The 16780-nt window shown below is 70.9% G+C and carries 16 protein-coding genes and 1 pseudogene; 7 read left to right on the top strand and 10 right to left on the bottom strand.

Annotated elements, in window-relative coordinates:
* The 7 genes from AB0F88_RS17810 to AB0F88_RS17780 all read right to left on the bottom strand — a co-directional run bounded on the left by AB0F88_RS17810 (window position 1) and on the right by AB0F88_RS17780 (window position 7027).
* On the bottom strand, window positions 1–324 hold the full coding sequence (locus tag AB0F88_RS17810) for a MerR family transcriptional regulator (RefSeq protein WP_362684464.1): 324 nt from the start codon (window positions 322–324) through the stop codon (window positions 1–3).
* Window positions 325–1054: 730 nt separating this feature from the next.
* Window positions 1055–1426 carry an STAS domain-containing protein gene (locus tag AB0F88_RS17805; protein WP_362684461.1) on the bottom strand — a complete coding sequence of 124 codons (372 nt, stop codon included), beginning with the start codon at window positions 1424–1426 and terminating at the stop codon, window positions 1055–1057.
* A gap of 202 nt (window positions 1427–1628) precedes the next feature.
* Entirely contained in the window at window positions 1629–2222 is a 594-nt protein-coding gene (locus tag AB0F88_RS17800) for a GNAT family N-acetyltransferase (RefSeq protein ID WP_362684458.1), read from the bottom strand.
* Window positions 2219–3691 (bottom strand): APC family permease, encoded by a 1473-nt coding sequence (locus AB0F88_RS17795; RefSeq protein ID WP_362684455.1) that lies wholly within the window; start codon window positions 3689–3691, stop codon window positions 2219–2221. Before AB0F88_RS17795 ends, AB0F88_RS17800 begins: the two co-directional genes overlap by 4 nt.
* Before the next feature lie 31 nt (window positions 3692–3722).
* On the bottom strand, window positions 3723–4328 hold the full coding sequence (locus AB0F88_RS17790; protein WP_362684452.1) for a GPP34 family phosphoprotein: 606 nt from the start codon (window positions 4326–4328) through the stop codon (window positions 3723–3725).
* A gap of 457 nt (window positions 4329–4785) precedes the next feature.
* Window positions 4786–5559, bottom strand: a complete 774-nt coding sequence (locus AB0F88_RS17785; RefSeq protein WP_362684449.1) for a GyrI-like domain-containing protein — start codon at window positions 5557–5559, stop codon at window positions 4786–4788.
* Window positions 5560–5821: 262 nt separating this feature from the next.
* Window positions 5822–7027, bottom strand: coding sequence for an esterase-like activity of phytase family protein (locus tag AB0F88_RS17780; RefSeq protein ID WP_362684446.1), 1206 nt, complete (start codon window positions 7025–7027; stop codon window positions 5822–5824).
* 761 nt (window positions 7028–7788) lie between these two features.
* Here AB0F88_RS17780 and AB0F88_RS17775 point away from each other — a divergent pair.
* Window positions 7789–8040, top strand: a complete 252-nt coding sequence (locus tag AB0F88_RS17775; RefSeq protein WP_362684443.1) for a hypothetical protein — start codon at window positions 7789–7791, stop codon at window positions 8038–8040.
* A 57-nt stretch (window positions 8041–8097) separates the two neighbouring features.
* Here the strand turns inward: AB0F88_RS17775 and AB0F88_RS17770 are convergent.
* Window positions 8098–8226, bottom strand: a pseudogene (locus tag AB0F88_RS17770) (pentapeptide repeat-containing protein); the annotation flags it as partial.
* 13 nt (window positions 8227–8239) lie between these two features.
* Between AB0F88_RS17770 and AB0F88_RS17765 the strand changes: the two are divergent.
* The 6 genes from AB0F88_RS17765 (at window position 8240) to AB0F88_RS17740 (ending at window position 14893) form a co-directional block, all read left to right on the top strand.
* Complete coding sequence (locus tag AB0F88_RS17765) at window positions 8240–9256, top strand: glycosyltransferase family 4 protein (protein WP_362684440.1); 1017 nt, start codon at window positions 8240–8242, stop codon at window positions 9254–9256.
* A gap of 189 nt (window positions 9257–9445) precedes the next feature.
* Window positions 9446–10585, top strand: a complete 1140-nt coding sequence (locus AB0F88_RS17760) for a glycosyltransferase (protein ID WP_362684437.1) — start codon at window positions 9446–9448, stop codon at window positions 10583–10585.
* Window positions 10582–11637, top strand: a complete 1056-nt coding sequence (locus AB0F88_RS17755; RefSeq protein WP_362684434.1) for a glycosyltransferase — start codon at window positions 10582–10584, stop codon at window positions 11635–11637. Before AB0F88_RS17760 ends, AB0F88_RS17755 begins: the two co-directional genes overlap by 4 nt.
* 177 nt (window positions 11638–11814) lie before the next feature.
* Window positions 11815–13299, top strand: coding sequence for a glycoside hydrolase family 130 protein (locus tag AB0F88_RS17750; protein ID WP_362684431.1), 1485 nt, complete (start codon window positions 11815–11817; stop codon window positions 13297–13299).
* A 165-nt stretch (window positions 13300–13464) separates the two neighbouring features.
* A complete protein-coding gene (locus AB0F88_RS17745; protein ID WP_362684428.1) occupies window positions 13465–14022 on the top strand; it encodes a helix-turn-helix domain-containing protein in 558 nt (185 codons plus the stop codon).
* Window positions 14015–14893, top strand: coding sequence for an SRPBCC domain-containing protein (locus AB0F88_RS17740; protein ID WP_362684425.1), 879 nt, complete (start codon window positions 14015–14017; stop codon window positions 14891–14893). The genes AB0F88_RS17745 and AB0F88_RS17740 overlap by 8 nt, the downstream gene beginning before the upstream one ends.
* Before the next feature lie 30 nt (window positions 14894–14923).
* Here AB0F88_RS17740 and AB0F88_RS17735 read toward each other — a convergent pair whose 3' ends face one another.
* A complete protein-coding gene (locus AB0F88_RS17735) occupies window positions 14924–15262 on the bottom strand; it encodes a hypothetical protein (protein ID WP_362684422.1) in 339 nt (112 codons plus the stop codon).
* 348 nt (window positions 15263–15610) lie between these two features.
* Window positions 15611–16744, bottom strand: a complete 1134-nt coding sequence (locus tag AB0F88_RS17730) for a M12 family metallopeptidase (RefSeq protein ID WP_362684419.1) — start codon at window positions 16742–16744, stop codon at window positions 15611–15613.
* Window positions 16745–16780 lie beyond the last annotated feature (36 nt).

Raw genomic sequence — 16780 nt, 5'->3', positions numbered from 1 at the left:
TCACTGGCGGTCGCGGCTCCGCTGGAGTTCGGTGTTGATGCGCAGGGCCTCGGCGAGCTGGTCTTCCAGGATGATGATGCGGCAGGCCGCCTCCAGGGCGGTGCCCTGGTCGACCAGCTCGCGGGCGCGGGCGGCCAGGCGGAGCTGGTAGCGCGAGTAGCGGCGATGGCCGCCCTCGGAGCGCTGCGGCTCGATCAGCTTGGCGGTGCCCAGGTTGCGCAGGAACGCCGGGGTGACGCCGAGCATCTCGGCGGCCCGGCCCATGCTGTAGGCGGGGTAGTCCTCGTCGTCGAACCGGTGACCGGAGACGTCACCCGAGCCCATCGGCCCTCCCCGCGGTGGCGACCCGGTGGGCCGTTCCGGCCTTGCCGGCGGTGTCGCGGAGCCTGAGCTCGACGCGGACGGCCGACGCCATCACTGCTTGATTCATACAACCTTCCCGGAACGCCGACAGGGGCCCCGGCGCCTTTATGCGCCGGGGCCCACGAGGTTCAACACCATCTACCGGCCCTGGGGCCGATCTGTTTCTTCCGCACCGGCCGTCCGATGGGGACGGGGGTGCGAGGATCGCGTATGCGTGACCGTAGACCACCTTCCAATCCGTGGGACTGCGGCACCCGCGCGGCGGAGAATCAGCCGTCGACGGGCGATCCTGATGGCGTTCAACACTCCCTTCGCTATGTGTGCTCATTCGACTTCACGCGGCACCTGCCGCAACCGTGTGTCCACGGCCAGAGCCCTTGACCTGCTGTGCCGGCCCCGGCACGTCCGACGTCGCGGCTTCGTTCACCATTACCGCTGTGGCAGCGCGTCCACGGCCGGACCCTTCAACCGCTCGGCCCTGGCACGTCCGACCTTCTGCCTTTTCCTCACTGCCTTACCGTGTTGTCTCCTGCTGTCCACGCTCGTCCGGGCAGCTCGTCGTGATGCCTGTGTCCTGCGCTGCCCTCGTGGATCCGTTCCTTGCGATGTCAGAAACCATACCTCTGCTCGATGCGAATGTCTACCTCGACCACTACAGATTTTCCGTTCTCGTGAAGATAGGAGCGGTGCCTCACTCCGAGGGGAGCAGCTCGGCGACGGCCTGCTCGACGTTGTCGCGCAGCTCGAAGCGGGGCAGCAGGCCGGTGCGTCGCAGCAGAAGCCGCAGGCCGTCCGGAACGCCCGCGAACAGGAGCCGGCCGGTGGCGGTGTCCTGGATGCGCTGCCGGGTGTTGGCCAGGATTCCCAGGGCGGTGGAGTCGTAGAAGGTCAGCTGTGACAGCTCCAGCACCAGACGGGGACCGGGGCTCAGTTCCCAGGCCTCGTTGACGTGCCCGGTGAGCGTGGGGGCGGTGACGAAGTCCAGGTGCCCGCCCACCTCCAGCACGCTGCAGTGCCCGCGATGGGTCACCCGCACCCACAACGCCTGCTTGTGACGATCCACCTCAGCCCTCCCTGACCGCGTACCGATGGCGGACCCCCGCGATACCCCGATTACGAGCGGCAATGCCCCTCTCCACGGACCAAACGCGGATCCGCCGGCGCGTGCCCTGGTCCGGCCGCCGCGAACGTCCCCGGCGGCGCGGGCCGGGCACCACCGTGACGGCCGCCCGGCGTGCCGGTGACCTGGGCTCGGCGCTCCGGGATCAGGGGTTCGGCGGGCGCCACATCGGGAACATCGGCGGGCCGCCGGGCAGGACCAGCGGGTCACCGAGATCCCGGTAGCCGTGCCGCAGGTAGAGCCTGCGGCTGCGAGTGCTGCTGGCCTCCAGGTACGCGGGTATCCCCGCCTCGTCGAGCCCGCGGTGGTACCCCTCCAGCAGCCGGGTCCCCGTCTTCCGTCCCTGATGCCCGGGGAGCACGGCGAGGAACGCCAGGTAGTGGTGGGGCTCGTGGGGGTGGCGCCTGTCCATCTCCTCGCCCATCTGCTCGATGCGCTCCGCGTGGGGCCCGGCGAACGTCTCCACCCTGGCGGCCCGGTCGGGAATCTCGGGAAGCGGCTCGGCCCCCTTGTGGTACCACACGGCCACGGCGGACATGTCGGCCGTCGCGTGGACCTCGCCGTGGACGAGGGCGCCTTCGCTGAGCATGGAGAAGAAGGGGGGCATCACCCGGCGGCGGTCGTCGTCCGGCGGGATCATCCAGGCCGAGACCTCCTGCTCGTGGAAGGAGGTGGCGATGATCGCGCCGATGGTCTCCGCGGCCCCGGGAGCGTTCTGAACGCGAATGATCTCGGTCATTCGCTCCCTCCCACGGCCGCCTTGGCACCCAGGCCGATGTTGGCGTACACCTTCGGCCGGCCGGCCCGCAGGGCGAGTCCCCACAGGACGCCGAAGCCCGCGGCGACGAAGTAGATGGCGGGCATGATCCAGCGGAGCGGGGAGTCGGCGGCCACGCCGAGCACGGTGTCGAAGTTGAGCAGGACGAGCACGATGACGACGAGCAGCAGGACGGAGGAGACGACCGGGGCGATCCGGGTCCGCCAGGCGTTCTCCTCGTGGGGGTTCTTGGCGAAGAAGACCAGCACGGAGACCGAGGTGGCCGCCAGCATCATGAGCAGTCCCAGGCCGCCGAACGACCCGACGGTGAAGAACAGCTGGATGACCGGGTCCAGGCCGAAGATCGCGTAGATGACGATCGTGGCCAGCCCGATGACGCTCTGCGCCACCGAGCCGTTGACCGGGGCACCGGTCCGGGGGGAGGTACGGCCGAAGATCTCGGGCAGGACCCTTTCCCGGCCGAGGGCGAAGACGTAGCGGGAGATCGTGTTGTGGAAGGCGATCAGCGCGGCGAAGAGGCTCGTCACGAAGAGGAGCGAGCCGATGGTGGCGATGGTCGCCCCCAGGTGCTGCCCGGCCAGGTTGAACAGGAGGTTCGAGCTCTGCTCGCGCGAGGCCTCGACGATCCTGTCCGAGCCGATCGGCACGGTCATCGCCCAGGACGACAGGGCGTAGAGCCCGGAGATGACGGCGAGCGCGACATAGGTCGCGATCGGCACCGTGCGCTTCGGGTCCTTGGTCTCCTCGGAGAACACCACCGACGACTCGAAGCCCGCGAAGGACGCGATGCAGATCGCGACCACCGCTCCGATCCCGGGGACGAAGAGGTTCGACGGGTCGAAGACGTCGAGGCTGTAGCCCGAGGCCGACGGGTTGATCAGGTCCGCGATGTCGAACAGGACGACGACGGCTATCTCCGTCAGCAGCAGCACCGACAGGACCTTCCCGTTCACGTCGACCCGCATGAGGCCGAGCGCCCCGGTCAGCACCCAGGCGACCAGCCCGATGACCCACCAGGGCGGAGAGCTGCCGAACCAGTCGGCGATCAGCGGCTGGGCGGCCGCGCCGATCATGCCGTAGAGACCCACCTGGAGCGCGTTGTAGGCCAGCAACGCGACCCACGCGGTCGCCACGCCCACCGGCCTGCCGAGCCCTTTCGCGGTGTACGCGTAGAACGCCCCGGCATTGACGACGTGGCGGGCCATCGTCACGTAGCCGACGGCGAACAGGCCCAGGATGCCTCCGAGCAGGATGAAGGCGAGCGGCACGCCGGTCACGCCGGTCGCGGCGTACGCGGCGGTCACCGAACCGCCGATGACGGTCAGCGGTGCCGCCGCCGAGATGACGAAGAAGACCACGGAGGGCACGCCGAGGCGGTCCTGGGCCAGCGCGGCGGAGACCGCGCCGGTTTTCTGCTCTGTCACGGACATCGGGGGACTCCTTGGAGTGAGGGGGGTGTGCTCACCGCCGGGTGATGACGGCGTCGCCGACGGCGGCCTCGGTCTGGGCGATCAGTTCCTGGAGCGGCGCCGGGAGGGCGGCGATCGCCGCGGAGAGGTACGCCGGGTTCCGCTCCCACAGGACGAGCTGGTTGCCGCCGGTCGCGACGAGCAGCCCCAGCAAAACGCGGTCCTGGACGTTGAGCGGCTCACGGCGCTGGATCGCCAGGTTGACGCGTCCGACGGGCCATCCCGCGATGTTCACGTCGACCGGTACCCGTCTCCGCGACGGGCGCCTGCCGGGCGGGCGCAGCAGCCCGTCGGCGGTCATCCGGTCCGCCACGTCGGCGAGTGCCGTACGGGCGAGGAACTGCAGCCAGGTACGGAAGCGGTGCGAGGGTTCGGCGACGATGTGCCCCAGGGCGGTCCGGGTGAGCGCGTCCCCGGGCGGCGCCGCGTCGAGGACGACGAGCCGCGCCCGTCCCGCCCCCGATCCCACGCTCACCCGCCCGGCGAGCATCAGTTCTCCCAGTACGGCGGCGGCCAGCCCCAGACCGGTCAGGCGGGCGTGAAGCCTCATCCGGCCGGTCGCGTTGTCGTGCATGACAAAGAACAGGTCGTCGGCCAACCGGGTTCCTGAAAGATCAACTCCAACCACGAACGGCGATCGTATAGCTAAATCATTAAATTTGTCATTATGTGAACAAAGTTCTAGCGCTGGCCATAGACGCACCCGACGAGAATCAAAGAATCGGACAGATGGCCAAGAACCCAAAGTCACGCCGAGGGCACCTCGAAGACTCCGACGAATCAAGAAATTTACTTATTTTTGGCCACCCATGGGCGGGTGCCGGGAAGCGTCGGGCCGAGGAGTCCCGGGGCCGGAACAACCCCGGTCAGACGGCTCCCGAAAGAGGAAATCCACGAATCCCGATGAATCCTTACCTGACTTTAATGCAGGCACTTTTGGCATTTTGGGACCGGCGTAATGCCGGAACGGCTTCCAGGTTTCCACCGGGGGTGATAGCGGGAGACGCGCGCCCCCGGGCGGGGCCGAACCCGACCGTCGGCGGCCGGATACCCGTTCATTCCAGGTCGTCCAGTTTGATCATCAGGTGTGTCACCAGCCGGTCCTGTGGCGTGGTGGCGGGGTCGGAGACGTACACCTCGCGCAGCGGGCCGAGAGGCGTGTGCCCGCGCTCGCCCACCCAGGCGAGCAACGCGTGCACGGTGAGAGGGATCTGGTCGTACGCCCCGACATGGGTCGCCGACGCGTACAGACCGCCCGGCAGGACGTCCGAGGACGTCCCCGGGACGTCCCCGGACGTCTCCAGCGCGACGGCCACGGCCACCTCCTCCGCCATGTCGAGCGGGAACAGGCCGACCAGCATCCCGTCCGGCGCGCCCGTCGCCGCGAGCAGCCGGGCCACGCACGCCGAGGTGACCGGGCCGATCCGCTCCTGCGGCGCGGTGTCCCGTACGACGACCACCCGCCGGGCGGGCTCGCGGACGATCGTCACCTCCGGCCGGGGCAGGCCCTCGGACAGGATGCGTTCGAGCGCGGCGAAGTTGCGCTCGCGGCGCGCCAGGTCGGCCTCCATGCGGTCGCGCACGCCGCCGAGCACGTCCGCCTCACCGGACAGCACCCGTCCGATCGAGGGGAGGGGTACGTCGAGTGAGCGCAGCAGGCCGATCAGCATCGCGGGACGCGCCTGGCCGGGCCGGTAGTAGCGGTAGCCGGTGTCCGGATCGACATACGCCGGGGTCAGCAGGCCCAGCTCGTCGTAGTGGCGCAGTTGCTTGACGCTGAGCCGGCACAGCCGGGCGAACCGCCCGATCGGCAGATGTCCCTCGTTCACGTCATCAGGATGACGGCTCCCGCCGAGGGAGGGTGCGGCCGGACCGCCGCCGTCTCTCGATCTGCCCGTGGGCGGCCGGGACCGGGACCGGACGACGGCGACCGGTCAGGTGCCGGACTCCGCGTCTCCCGTGGCGGATGGACGGCCGGACAGCGGACGTGGCCGGGACCCGTGTCGCGGGTCCCGGCCACGCCGGGGTTCCTTCTCGGCCGGGCCGCCGTCACCTCGTGGTCAGCGGCGGCACCGGTCGTCCGGTGCTATCTCAACGGCCGTCACAGCCCCGGGCGGCGAAGGCCAGGAACTGGGTGGCCTCGTTGCTGTCGAAGTTGTCGTCGGAGCCGACCACCAGCGTGCATTCGCCGTTGCGCAGGCGCGGCCCCCAGGCGAGGCTCTCCAGGTTCTGCAGCGGCGGCCGCACCGTACCGAAATCGGAGATGAGACGCTTGGAAACCGGGCGGTACGGGCGTCCGGCGGCCAGGCTGTCGCGGGTCAGCACGTTCGTGGCACCGCGCAGGTCGATCTCGTACAGCTTGGCCTTGTAGTTGACGCCCTCGATCCAGGAGCGCTCAAGGGCGAGGTAGCGGTTGTCGTCGATCGCCAGAAGCTCCGACACCCCGCTGTCGGACTTGCCGTTCGCCGGGATCGGCGCCGCCGGGAGCTTGTCGATCGGGTAGGCGTACTGCCCGCGCGGCCGGCCGTCGCGTCCCCACACGGTGATGCGGGCCGCGGCGCCCCGGCTGACGGTCGGCGGCGCGCCGTCCTCGTATCGCGGGCCCTCCGTGATGGCCGCGATGGTCCGCTCCGTGGAGGTCAGCCCCTCGAACCCGGAGTTGCGCCGGGGGCCGCTGGTGGTGGCGGTCATCTTCAGGTTGCGGGGAACGGGCAGCTCCCCGAGGTAGCGGCCCTCGCTGTTGGTCCAGCGGATGGACAGGTCGGACACCGGGATATTGGGGTTCTCCGCGTCGGGCCGGTCGCCCTCGTTGGCCCACAGCACCCTGCGGCTCCACCGGTCGTAGCGGATCGTCTCGGGATCGGCGGACCTGGGCCGGCCGTAGGCCGGGTAGGAACTCCCGCCGGGGCGCCGCAGGGTGGTGACCCCGGTGAGGTTCACCCCGGTGAACGCCCCGGTGACCGGGTGGATGTCGAAGCGGCCGGTGTAGAAGCGGGCCGGGTTGTAGCGCCACCGGTCGTCGGATATGAGGTACCAGGTGCCGGTGCGGGGGTCACGGTCGAGACCGGAGAGGCCACCGACGGTGGTCCCCCGGAACCGCATCCTGTGCGGTAGGCGCTGCTCGCCGAGGAAGCGGGTGATCCGGAGCCCCGGCGCCGGAGGCGCGGCCACCGCGGAGGAACCCGCCGAGGACTCCGCGGCCGTCGCCGACGCCTGCGCCTGCGCACCGGCGGCCCCGAGGCTGACCGCCGTCGCGAGCGCGGCCGCGAGTGCCGTTATTCTTCGCGAATTGGTCATATGACTCTCCTCTTCCCAGTAATGATCCCGAAAGAACTGGCTGGAATATGAGACCGCGGATTGCGGAAAATTTCCACGAGAATCAACAATTCAATGCCCGGTGGCCGCTCAATGACAGGACAGAATAAGCCATTTGTCATGCATTTCCATCACTAAATCGGCGATCAGGGCAAGTCGCTTCAAATCATGCGGGCACGGACGTCGGGGACAGCGCCGTACGGGCAGCTCGCACCCGGAACGCTTACGGGCACGGATATCCAGCGGCTCTCGTGATCGTCGAGCCGCACTCACGACGTCACGTCCGGACGGATCCGGCTGAGCGGCGCGCATTCGCACGACAGGGCTCGCGCTATTTTCTCGGTACGTGAATCGCACCGGATTGAGGGGCGATCGACCTTTCATGACGCGGAGAAGTCACCCTGACGTGCGAAATACCGTTGTGGGGTTTATTTCTCGATCGCGGTAACGCGTACACGAATGCAATGCGCCGGGACCTGGTCTGTCTCGCCGGCGTTCTTGTCCCGGTTCGCGGGCACGAGGGGCACCGGTTCGAGCGGGTTGCCGGTCGGTACCCGGTCTGAACCCGGGCGCGACCTGAGCCCGGGCCCGGGCGGTGGCGGACCAGGAGCCAGGGCGGGGCGGGGCGGCGATCATGGTGGTCGTTCGCCCGTTCGGGGTGGATTCCGGCGCGAGGGGTACGCTCGATGAGACGCCGACAACTCCGCCGGGTCTACTCCACATGGACATCTGGACGGCGAAACATGGCGGATACCGAACCCGTGTGCGAGCTGCACCTGCGAATAGCCGGGCAGCCCCACGACCTGATGCTGCGCCTGCACGGACACGAGCCCACCGAGGACGAGGTCGCGGGCTGGATGCGCGACGGGTCGGTGGTCAGGCTCCAGGTCACCGAAACGGCCGGGCGGACGCCTCACACCATGCTGGTGAATTTCGGCAGCGTAGTTTTTGCCTGGCTCTGTCCTTACCAGTCCGGCAGAGGGGTGAATCTGTGAGGTCGCGGAAGGACCGGAGACGGGTGCACGCCGGATCCGGTCACCGGTGAGGGCGACCTCGCCGAAGGAGGCCGCGCCGAAGGCCGCTCCGGTGAAAACGGCTTCGGTGAAAACGACTCCGGCCAGAACGGCTCCGGCGAGAACGGCTCTGTCGAGAACACCTCTGTCGAGAACGGCTCCGGCGAGGGCGACGCCGGAGGTGACCCCGCTGAAGGTGGCCCTGCTGGGACCGGTCGCCTGGCGTACGCCACCGCGCCACTACGGCCCCTGGGAGCAGGTCACCAGCCTGCTCGCCGAGGGCCTGACCGCCAGGGGCGTCGACGTGACGCTCTTCGCCACCCTCGACTCGATCACCTCGGGGACGCTCGACGGGGTCTGCCCCACCGGGTACGCCGAGGACCCGTCCCTCGACGGGCGGGTGTGGGAGGCGATGCACGTCGCGCACGCGCTGGGGCGTTCCGCCGAGTTCGACCTCGTCCACAGCCACCTCGACTGGCTGCCCCTGGCCTTCGCCGGCCACTGCCGCGCTCCGCTGCTCACCACGGTCCACGGGTTCTCCGGGGCGGGGATCCTGCCCGCCTACGCCCGTGCCCGGTCGGCCTACGTCTCCATCTCCGACGCCGACCGCTCCCCCGAGCTCGACTACGTCGCCACGGTCCACCACGGCATCGACCTCGGGCTCCTGCCCTTCGATCCCGACGGTGGCCGGGGGCTGGTCGTCTTCGGCCGGATCCATCCCGACAAGGGGACCCACACGGCGATCGAGATCGCGCGGCGGGCCGGGCTGCCGCTGACCGTCTGCGGGATCGTCCAGGACCAGGGCTACTTCGAGGAGCGGGTCGCCCCGCACGTCGACGGTGAGCGGGTCAGGTTCCTCGGCTCGGTCGGCCCCGAGCGGCGCGCCGAGATCCTCGGTGGAAGCGCGGCCCTGCTGCATCCCATCGCGTTCGACGAGCCCTTCGGCCTGTCGGTGGTCGAGTCGATGGCCTGCGGCACCCCCGTGGTCGCCTACCGGCGCGGGTCGATGACCGAGGTCGTGGACCCGGGTGTGACGGGCTTCCTGGCGGACACCGTCGAGGAGGCCGTCTCCGCCGTTTCCCGTGTCGGCACGATCGACCGGGCGGGTTGCCGCGCCCAGGCCGAACGCAGATTCGGCGTGGAGAGAATGGTTACCAATTATTTACGCATCTACCGCGACATAGTGGACCGAGCGTAATCCCCTGATACTGTCGGAGTGACGTAGCCCCCGCGGTCCTCTGCGGGGTCGCGGCAGCCGGGCCCCGATGAGGACGGCCCCCGGCGCCAGGCTTCGGTTCCATCCGCCACCACGCTGGCCGATGGACGTCTTCATCCCGTGAGGTCCGCTTCCGTGAGCCGGAGCGGCCGATGACCGGAAGGCTTGGCAGTGGCCTGTACATACGGATTTCTCAGTACCCACCCGCCCACGCAGTGCGGGCTGGCGACCTTCAACTCCGCCCTGGCCGCCCACCTCACCGAGGGGGGCACCCGCGGCGGGATCGTCCGCGTCACCACGGACGTCGACGACGAACGCCCCGTACCCGGGGTCGTGCACACCTGGGCCCCCGGCGGGCACGAGAGCTGGAAGGCGGCGACCTCCGCCCTGGAGCGGTTCGACGTGGCGGTGGTCCAGCACGAGTACGGCATCTACCCCGGCACGGACGGCCAGGACGTCCTGCCGCTGCTGCGGCATCTCATGGTGCCGAGCATCGTGGTCCTGCACACCGTGCTGACCCGGCCGACCCCCCGGCAGCGAAGGCTGCTCGAGCAGATCGTGGACGCCGCCGGCGCGGTGGTCACCATGACCGGCACCGCCCGCGACCGGCTGCTCGCCGGCTACCACGTCGACCCGGGCAAGGTGTCGGTCATCCCGCACGGAGCCGCCGACCACATGCGCGTCCCGGCCCAGCGCCGCCTGCGGCCGCACCTGCTCACCTGGGGGCTGATCGGCCCCGGCAAGGGCATCGAGTGGGCGTTGCAGGCGCTCGCCCTGCTGGGGGACCTCTCCCCCTCGCCCACGTACACGATCGCGGGCAAGACCCATCCCAAGGTGCTCGAACAGCACGGGGAGGCCTACCGCGACCGGTTGCAGCGGATGGGGGCGCGGCTCGGCGTGTCCGCCTCCGTGCGGTACGACCCGGTCTACCGCGACCAGGCCTCGCTGATCCGGCTGGTCCGCTCGGCCGACGTGGTCGTGCTGCCGTACGACTCGCACGAGCAGGTGACCTCCGGTGTCCTGATCGAGGCGGTGGCCGCCGGGGTGCCGGTGGTCGCCACGTCCTTCCCGCACGCCGTGGAACTGCTCACCGGCGGGCCCGGCCTGCTCGTCCCCCACGAGGACCCCGCGGCGCTCGCCGCGGCCGTCCGCCGGATCCTCACCGAGCCCGGCCTGGCCGAGGACCTCAGGAACCGTACCCACGACCTGGTCCCGACCCTGCTGTGGCCGGCGGTGGCGGCGCGTTACGAGGACCTCGCCCGGGGCCTGCTCACCGGACGCCCGGCGGCCGTGGCGGTGGCCCTGCCGTGACCCCCGCAACCCCCATGCCCCCCGCGGTCGCCACCGCCATCCCCGGCTTCCGGCACCTGGCGCGGCTGAGCGACGACACCGGCCTGTTCGAACACGCCAGGCACGCCGTCGTCCGCCGCCAGCACGGCTACTGCACCGACGACGTCGCCCGCGGGCTCGTCGTCACCAGCCGCGAACCGGCGCCGACCCCCGAGGTGCGGCGGCTCGCGGAGTGCTACCTGGCCTTCCTCACGCACGCGCAGGACGGCTCCGGCGCGTTCCACAACCGGCTCTCCCACGACCGGCGCTGGACCGACGAACCCGGTCTCGGCGACTGGTGGGGCCGGGCGCTGTGGGGCCTGGGCACCGCGGCGGCCCGCAACCCCGCCCCGTGGATCCGCGACGAGGCCCTGATCTCCTTCGCCCTCGGCGCCACCAGGCGGTCCACGCACCCGCGCGCCATGGCCTTCGCCGGGCTCGGCGCGGTGGAGGTCCTGCGCGTCCTGCCGGACAACGCCCCGGCCGCGGCCCTGCTCGCGGACGCCGCCCTCGCGATCGGCGTCCCCCCGGCCGATCCCGACTGGCCGTGGCCGCAGCCTCAGCTGACGTACGCCAACGCCGCCCTCGCCGAGGTGCTCATCGCGGCGGGCCACCTCGGCGGCGATCACTCGATGCTCGCCGACGGCCTGCGGATGCTGACCTGGCTCCACGACATCCAGACCAGGGACGGGCGGCTGTCGGTCGTGCCCGTCGCGGGCTGGCGGCGGCACGCCCCGCGGGACCGCTACGACCAGCAGCCGATCGAGGTCGCCGCGCTCGCCGACGCCTGCGCCACGGCGGGCGCCGTCACCGGCGACCCCGCCTGGCGGGCGGGGGTGTGGCGGGCGTCGGCGTGGTTCCAGGGTGCCAACGACCGGGGTACGGCGATGTGGGACGTCGCGACCGGCGGGGGCTACGACGGCCTGACCCTGTACGGGCCCAATCTGAACCAGGGCGCGGAGTCGACCATCGCGCTCATCTCCACCCTGCAGCACGCCGAGCACCTGGTGAGCGAACGGAGTGAGGTCGGCTGAAGGCATCGTGCCCTGGTCACGGGACCGGCGGGATGATGTCATGGGTGTCATGACGGGATATGGCGCGACCTTCACACGGCGTCGCGTCCCGGCCGCGCTCCTCGGAGGACGCCGCGTCCCGGCCGCGCCCTCCGGAAGGTGCCGCGCCCCGGCCCCGAGACCCCCGAATGAGGCGCCATGACCATCAGGGACCTGGCCACCCGGCTCGACCAGACCCTCGCCCCCGACCCGCGAAGAGTGATCATCAAGCTGTTCGTGCCCGGCGAGGACGCCGCCCTGGCGCGCAGCCGGGCCGCCGCCCTGATCGACCGCATCACGCTTCTCGGCCACGACGAGACCGCCGCGCTCCTCGAGGAGACGCTGCGGGGGTTCGGCGACCGGCACAGCGACCTCGCGACGACCTTCCTGCACCACTACGACCTGGTCCGCTACCGGGTCCCGAGCCATATCGACCTGCGACCTGCGGCCCGCCTCCTGGTCGGCGCCTACTTCAGCCACGAGTACGCGGTGGAGGGCGCCGCGCTCTGCAATCCCTCGATGGTCGCCCATCCCGACCAGTCCGGCCTGAGCCCGGGACGGCTGCGCGTGGTGATCAGCACGCGGCAGATCGGCGAGGGTCACCTGTCGTCCATCGGCTTCGTCACGGCGGTGCTCGGCCCCGGCGACGAGCTCGTCGTCGCCGACCGCTCGGGACCGCTGGTCACCGGCCCCCGGCACGGGGTCCCCCACCGGCGTGACCTGCTCGCCGCCGCGCTCACCGACGAGGGCTGGGACAACGAGGTCTCCGCCACCGTGCTGGGCTCGCTGCCCGACCTCTTCGACGACGACGACTTCGAGCAGGCGGTCGCCCGGCTCCCCACCGACCTGCTCACCCGCACCACCACGCACGGCACCGTGGAGGAGCTGCGCCGGGCGACCGCGGCCGACTACGCCGTGACCTTCCCCGCCGACGTCCCGATCGAGCGGCGGGTGCTCTGGCCCGCCACCGCGGCCGAGAGCAACGGGATGGAGGACGCCCGTTTCGTGAGGATCGTCGATGAGGACGGCACGCCTTCGTACCGGGCCACCTACACCGCCTACGACGGGCGGCACATCCGCTCGCGCATGCTCGCCAGTGACGACCTGCGCACCTTCGAGGCCACCTCGCTGCGCGGGCCCGCCGCCGCGAACAAGGGGATGGCGCTGTTCCCGCGTCCGGTGGGCGGGCGCCGGCTGGCGCTGTGCCGCTCCGACGGCGAGACCATCGGCCTGACCTCCCTCGGCGAGGACAGCAGGTGGCGGCGCCCGAGACCGCTCCACACCCCCCGCAGCAGCTGGGAGCTGATCCAGGTCGGCAATTGCGGATCCCCCCTGGAGACCGAGTCCGGCTGGCTCGTCCTGACCCACGGCGTCGGCCCGATGCGCCGCTACGCCATCGGCGCGCTGCTGCTCGACCTGGACGAGCCGCACCGCGTCGTCGCCGAGCTGCCGGGCACGCTCCTCACCCCCGGCGACACCGAGCGCGAGGGGTACGTGCCCAACGTCGTGTACTCCTGCGGCGGCCTGCTGCACGCGGGCGCCCTGTGGCTGCCGTACGGGGCGAGCGACGCCCGGATCGGGTTCGCCCGCGTGACCCTCGACACCCTTCTGGGGGCGATGCGACCGTCCCCGGAAGGCAGGTGAGCCCCGCACCTCCCGCCCTGCCGGGCGCCTGACCGGTCACCGTCCGGCGGTCGCCGGACGACGGCCGCCGTGCGGAGGAGACGCCGACACGTGCACGACGCCGAACGAGTCCTCCGGCGTCGCCCATTGACAAAAAATAATTTTACGTACAAGGTTGATTTTGCGATGAGAGACGTCCTGTACCTGGAGCAGATCGAGCAGGCGGAGGCCCTGCTCAAACCGCAGCGCATCGAGGTGCTGCGGCAACTCGCCGAGCCGCGCTCGTGCACCGAGGTGGCGGCTCTGCTCGACCAGACCCCGCAGAGGGTCTACTACCACGTCAAACGCCTGGTGGAGGCGGGCCTGGTGACGCAGGTGACCGAGCGCAGGGTGCGCGGCATCCACGAGGGCGTCTACCAGGCGAGTGCCCGTTCCTACTGGCTCTCGCCCCGCCTCGTCGGCCGGATCGGCCTGCGCACGACCCGGGACGACCTGGGCCTGGGCTACCTGCTGGACCTCATGGAGGAGGTCCAGGCCGACATCGGCGCGCTCGACAGGACCGCGCCGGAGCTGCCGTCCATCGGCGTGTCCGGCGAGATCCGCATGCTCCCCGAGCGGCGTCAGGAGTTCCTGAACGACCTCCAGGCGGCACTGCAAGACCTTTTCACCCGTTACGGCGGCGCCGAAGGGGATGCCTTCAAGCTCGCCGTCGCCTGCTACCCCAAGGGAGAACCCCGTGAGTGAGCCGATGAAGCTGAGCGCGCGCGTGACCGCACCGCTCAAGGCAGTCCACCACGCCCTGACCGACCCGGGCGAGCTGCGCGTCTGGCTGGCCGAGCACGCCGAGGTCGAGCTGCCGCACCGGTACGCGTTCTGGGGGCGCCACACTCCCGACGGAGCGGAGCCCCGCCAGCGCCCGCTGCACGTCGACGACCACACGCTGCGCTTCGCGTGGCTGCTCGGCGGCGAGGAGACGACCGTCGAGATCACCCTGGAGGAGGAGAGCGCGGAGTCGACCATCGTGTCGCTGACGCAGACCCACTTCGACCAGGAGGCCGCGATGGCCGACAGCGGCGTCCTGGGGATGACGCAGACGTTCTGGTGCCTGTCGATCGCGAACCTGGTCGATCACCTGGAGGGCCGCGAGCTCACCCCGAAGGCGGACTTCACCTCCCCGGTCCTGCGGGAGGAGCTCGTCATCGGCGGCTCGCCGGAGGCGGTGTTCGACTCGCTCGTCGACCCGGAGAAGTTCAGCCGGTGGTTCGGCTACAAGGTCGACATGGAGCCGTACGTCGGCGGGCGGTTCGCGATGGGCGGCTTCGAGGTCAACGACACGCCCGCGAAGGTCGTCGCGCTGGAGCCCGGCCGCGGTCTCTCCCTGGAGTGGCCGGGCCTCGGCGTCTCCAGCTGGGAGCTGGAGGGTTCGGGCGGCGCGACGCGGCTCACCTTCGTGGAGAGCGGCTTCGACGAGAAGAACCCCCCGTACGCCGGGTGGATGGGCTGGCTCAGCGGCATCGCCGAGCTGCGCCGCTTCCACGAGCTGAGCGACTGGCGCCCGATCTGGCTCGACCCGTCCCCGCCCGCCTCCCCGGAGGAGACGACGGTGAGCGGCTGAGCGCGCGGGGCGGGATCGGGCGGGGTGTCGTCACGCCGCCCGGTCACGCGCTCCCGTGGAGCCCGCCTCCTTCGTCGCCTTCCTCCTCACGACGGCCACCCCCGCCAGGAGGGCGATGGCGAGCCCGAGGCAGACGATGAGCGCTTCCGCCGGCCAGTCCAGCAGTCGCGGCAACGCCATCGCGACGCAGGCGAGAGCGGAGGCCAGCAGGGTCCATGCGTGCGTTCTCGCCGGAAACGCCCGCTCCCCTTTGGTGGACAGGGGCGGGAACCGGCCTGTCACCAGCAGGTAAACACCCTGTACGGCCATTACGCACGCGACCCCCAGAAGACCCCAGCTGACCACGGTCAACACCGTTTGCGTACTCATCAGGATCGCTCCCAGTCCTCGGCTCCGGCGAGTGGAAATCCCCTTCCGATGGGCGGCCACCTGCCCCGGGAACGGCGGGGAAAACCATTCACCCGAATGGCGTCGCGCGGCTCCACTCCACCTTTCCCGCTCGGAAAAGCTCGTTCGGGAAAAGCCCGCCGCGAGAATTCCGACGATCTAGCTGACGCAGAACTCATTCTCCTCGGGGTCGAGCATCGTCACCCCGCAGTGGTCGTCGTTTCCCTCCAGCGTCGTCACGCTCGCCACGGTCGCCTCCGTGTCGCCACCTCGCCGGCCCGGCGCCGGCGATCCTGCACGACGCGTACGACATTTCCCGGCGCCCGGCGCTCACCAGCACATGACGGCGGCCTGGCCGGGCCCCCAGCTGGAGTGGACACGCGCGCGCAGGACGTAGCGGCGGCCCCTGAGCAGGTGGACGCGGAGGGACGCGTTGCGCGGGCGCCCGCCGTCGTCGTCGCCCGCCAGATAGCGCGGGTCGCCGCCGACCTCCTCGAACAGCGCCAGCACCGTGTCGCACTCGCCGAAGACACCGACGGTGTAGTCACGGGTGGCGCGAGGTGTGATCACGAAGTCGCGCTGTTCCCCCGCCCCGGTGCCGAGCGGGGCGGAACGGAACGGCCGCAGCTCGGGGAGCGGCCCGGCGCCCGGGGGCGGGTACCAGCGGCGGGCGAACGCGGCGTCGGGCCCGGAGACGGTGCCCGGCGGCACGATCCCCGCCCGGTGGCACGAGGGCTCCAGGATGAGCCCCGGGCCGAGCCGGTACCCCATGACGGACAGCGGATCCCACACGGGGCCGTTCGCCTCGCTCTCGTCGAGCCTGCGGATGACGTTGTGGAACGTCCGCGACCTCGGCCAGAGATTCGGCGGGCCCGCGAAGTCCTCGTAGACGGCCTCCTCGTCCCAGAGGATGCCCGAGTACGGGCTCTGGTGCTCGTGGACCATGCCGATGACGTGGCCGATCTGGTGCAGCACGGTGCCCCGGCCGGACGCCCCGGTGAGGTCCCAGCCGAAGTTCACCGTGCGGGAGGCGGTCCCGACGCGGAGCGCGTCGCGTCCCACGGCCGACCACGATCCGGCGTCCCGCCGGAACCCGATGCGCACCTCCGCCTCGGTGCGGTCGGCGACCTCGGCGAACTCCAGCCCGATGCCGAGGTCCTTCCACTCCTGGAACCCCCGGCGCACGGCGTCGCGCTGCCCGCCGTCGCCGTGCTCGCCGTCATGCGGCCCGCCCAGGAAGCAGTAGTGCAGGACCGTGCCGTTCAGCCACGCCCGCCGCCCCGAGAGGAGGGCCGCGCGCCGCCTCCCCTCGAGCCCGTCCGGCGGCGCGCAGGCGGGGTACGGCGGGAGCGAGCAGTGCCGGACGCGCCCGCCGTCGCCCGCCCTCATCGACGCCCCCGCGGCGTGGCGGCCCTCGCTCGCGGGCGGGGTGGAGAGATCAAGGAAACCGTGTCCACATGCCACGAGACTGGGGAGGGAATCCCGGGCGCGCATGAGTAG

Source organism: Streptosporangium sp. NPDC023963, from assembly GCF_040639135.1.
GTDB lineage: Bacteria > Actinomycetota > Actinomycetes > Streptosporangiales > Streptosporangiaceae > Streptosporangium.
The sequence above is the reverse complement of the archived record's forward strand: the minus strand, read 5'-3'. Positions and strand labels throughout refer to the sequence as shown.

What these genes read in the sequence shown, in the direction of transcription:
- AB0F88_RS17810 (WP_362684464.1), bottom strand. Translation starts at nt 324, where the DNA reads ATGGGCTCGGGTGACGTCTCCGGTCACCGGTTCGACGACGAGGACTAC.
- AB0F88_RS17800 (WP_362684458.1), bottom strand. Translation starts at nt 2,222, where the DNA reads ATGACCGAGATCATTCGCGTTCAGAACGCTCCCGGGGCCGCGGAGACC.
- AB0F88_RS17795 (WP_362684455.1), bottom strand. Translation starts at nt 3,691, where the DNA reads ATGTCCGTGACAGAGCAGAAAACCGGCGCGGTCTCCGCCGCGCTGGCC.
- AB0F88_RS17780 (WP_362684446.1), bottom strand. Translation starts at nt 7,027, where the DNA reads ATGACCAATTCGCGAAGAATAACGGCACTCGCGGCCGCGCTCGCGACG.
- AB0F88_RS17775 (WP_362684443.1), top strand. Translation starts at nt 7,789, where the DNA reads ATGGCGGATACCGAACCCGTGTGCGAGCTGCACCTGCGAATAGCCGGG.
- AB0F88_RS17750 (WP_362684431.1), top strand. Translation starts at nt 11,815, where the DNA reads ATGACCATCAGGGACCTGGCCACCCGGCTCGACCAGACCCTCGCCCCC.
- AB0F88_RS17745 (WP_362684428.1), top strand. Translation starts at nt 13,465, where the DNA reads ATGAGAGACGTCCTGTACCTGGAGCAGATCGAGCAGGCGGAGGCCCTG.
- AB0F88_RS17735 (WP_362684422.1), bottom strand. Translation starts at nt 15,262, where the DNA reads ATGAGTACGCAAACGGTGTTGACCGTGGTCAGCTGGGGTCTTCTGGGG.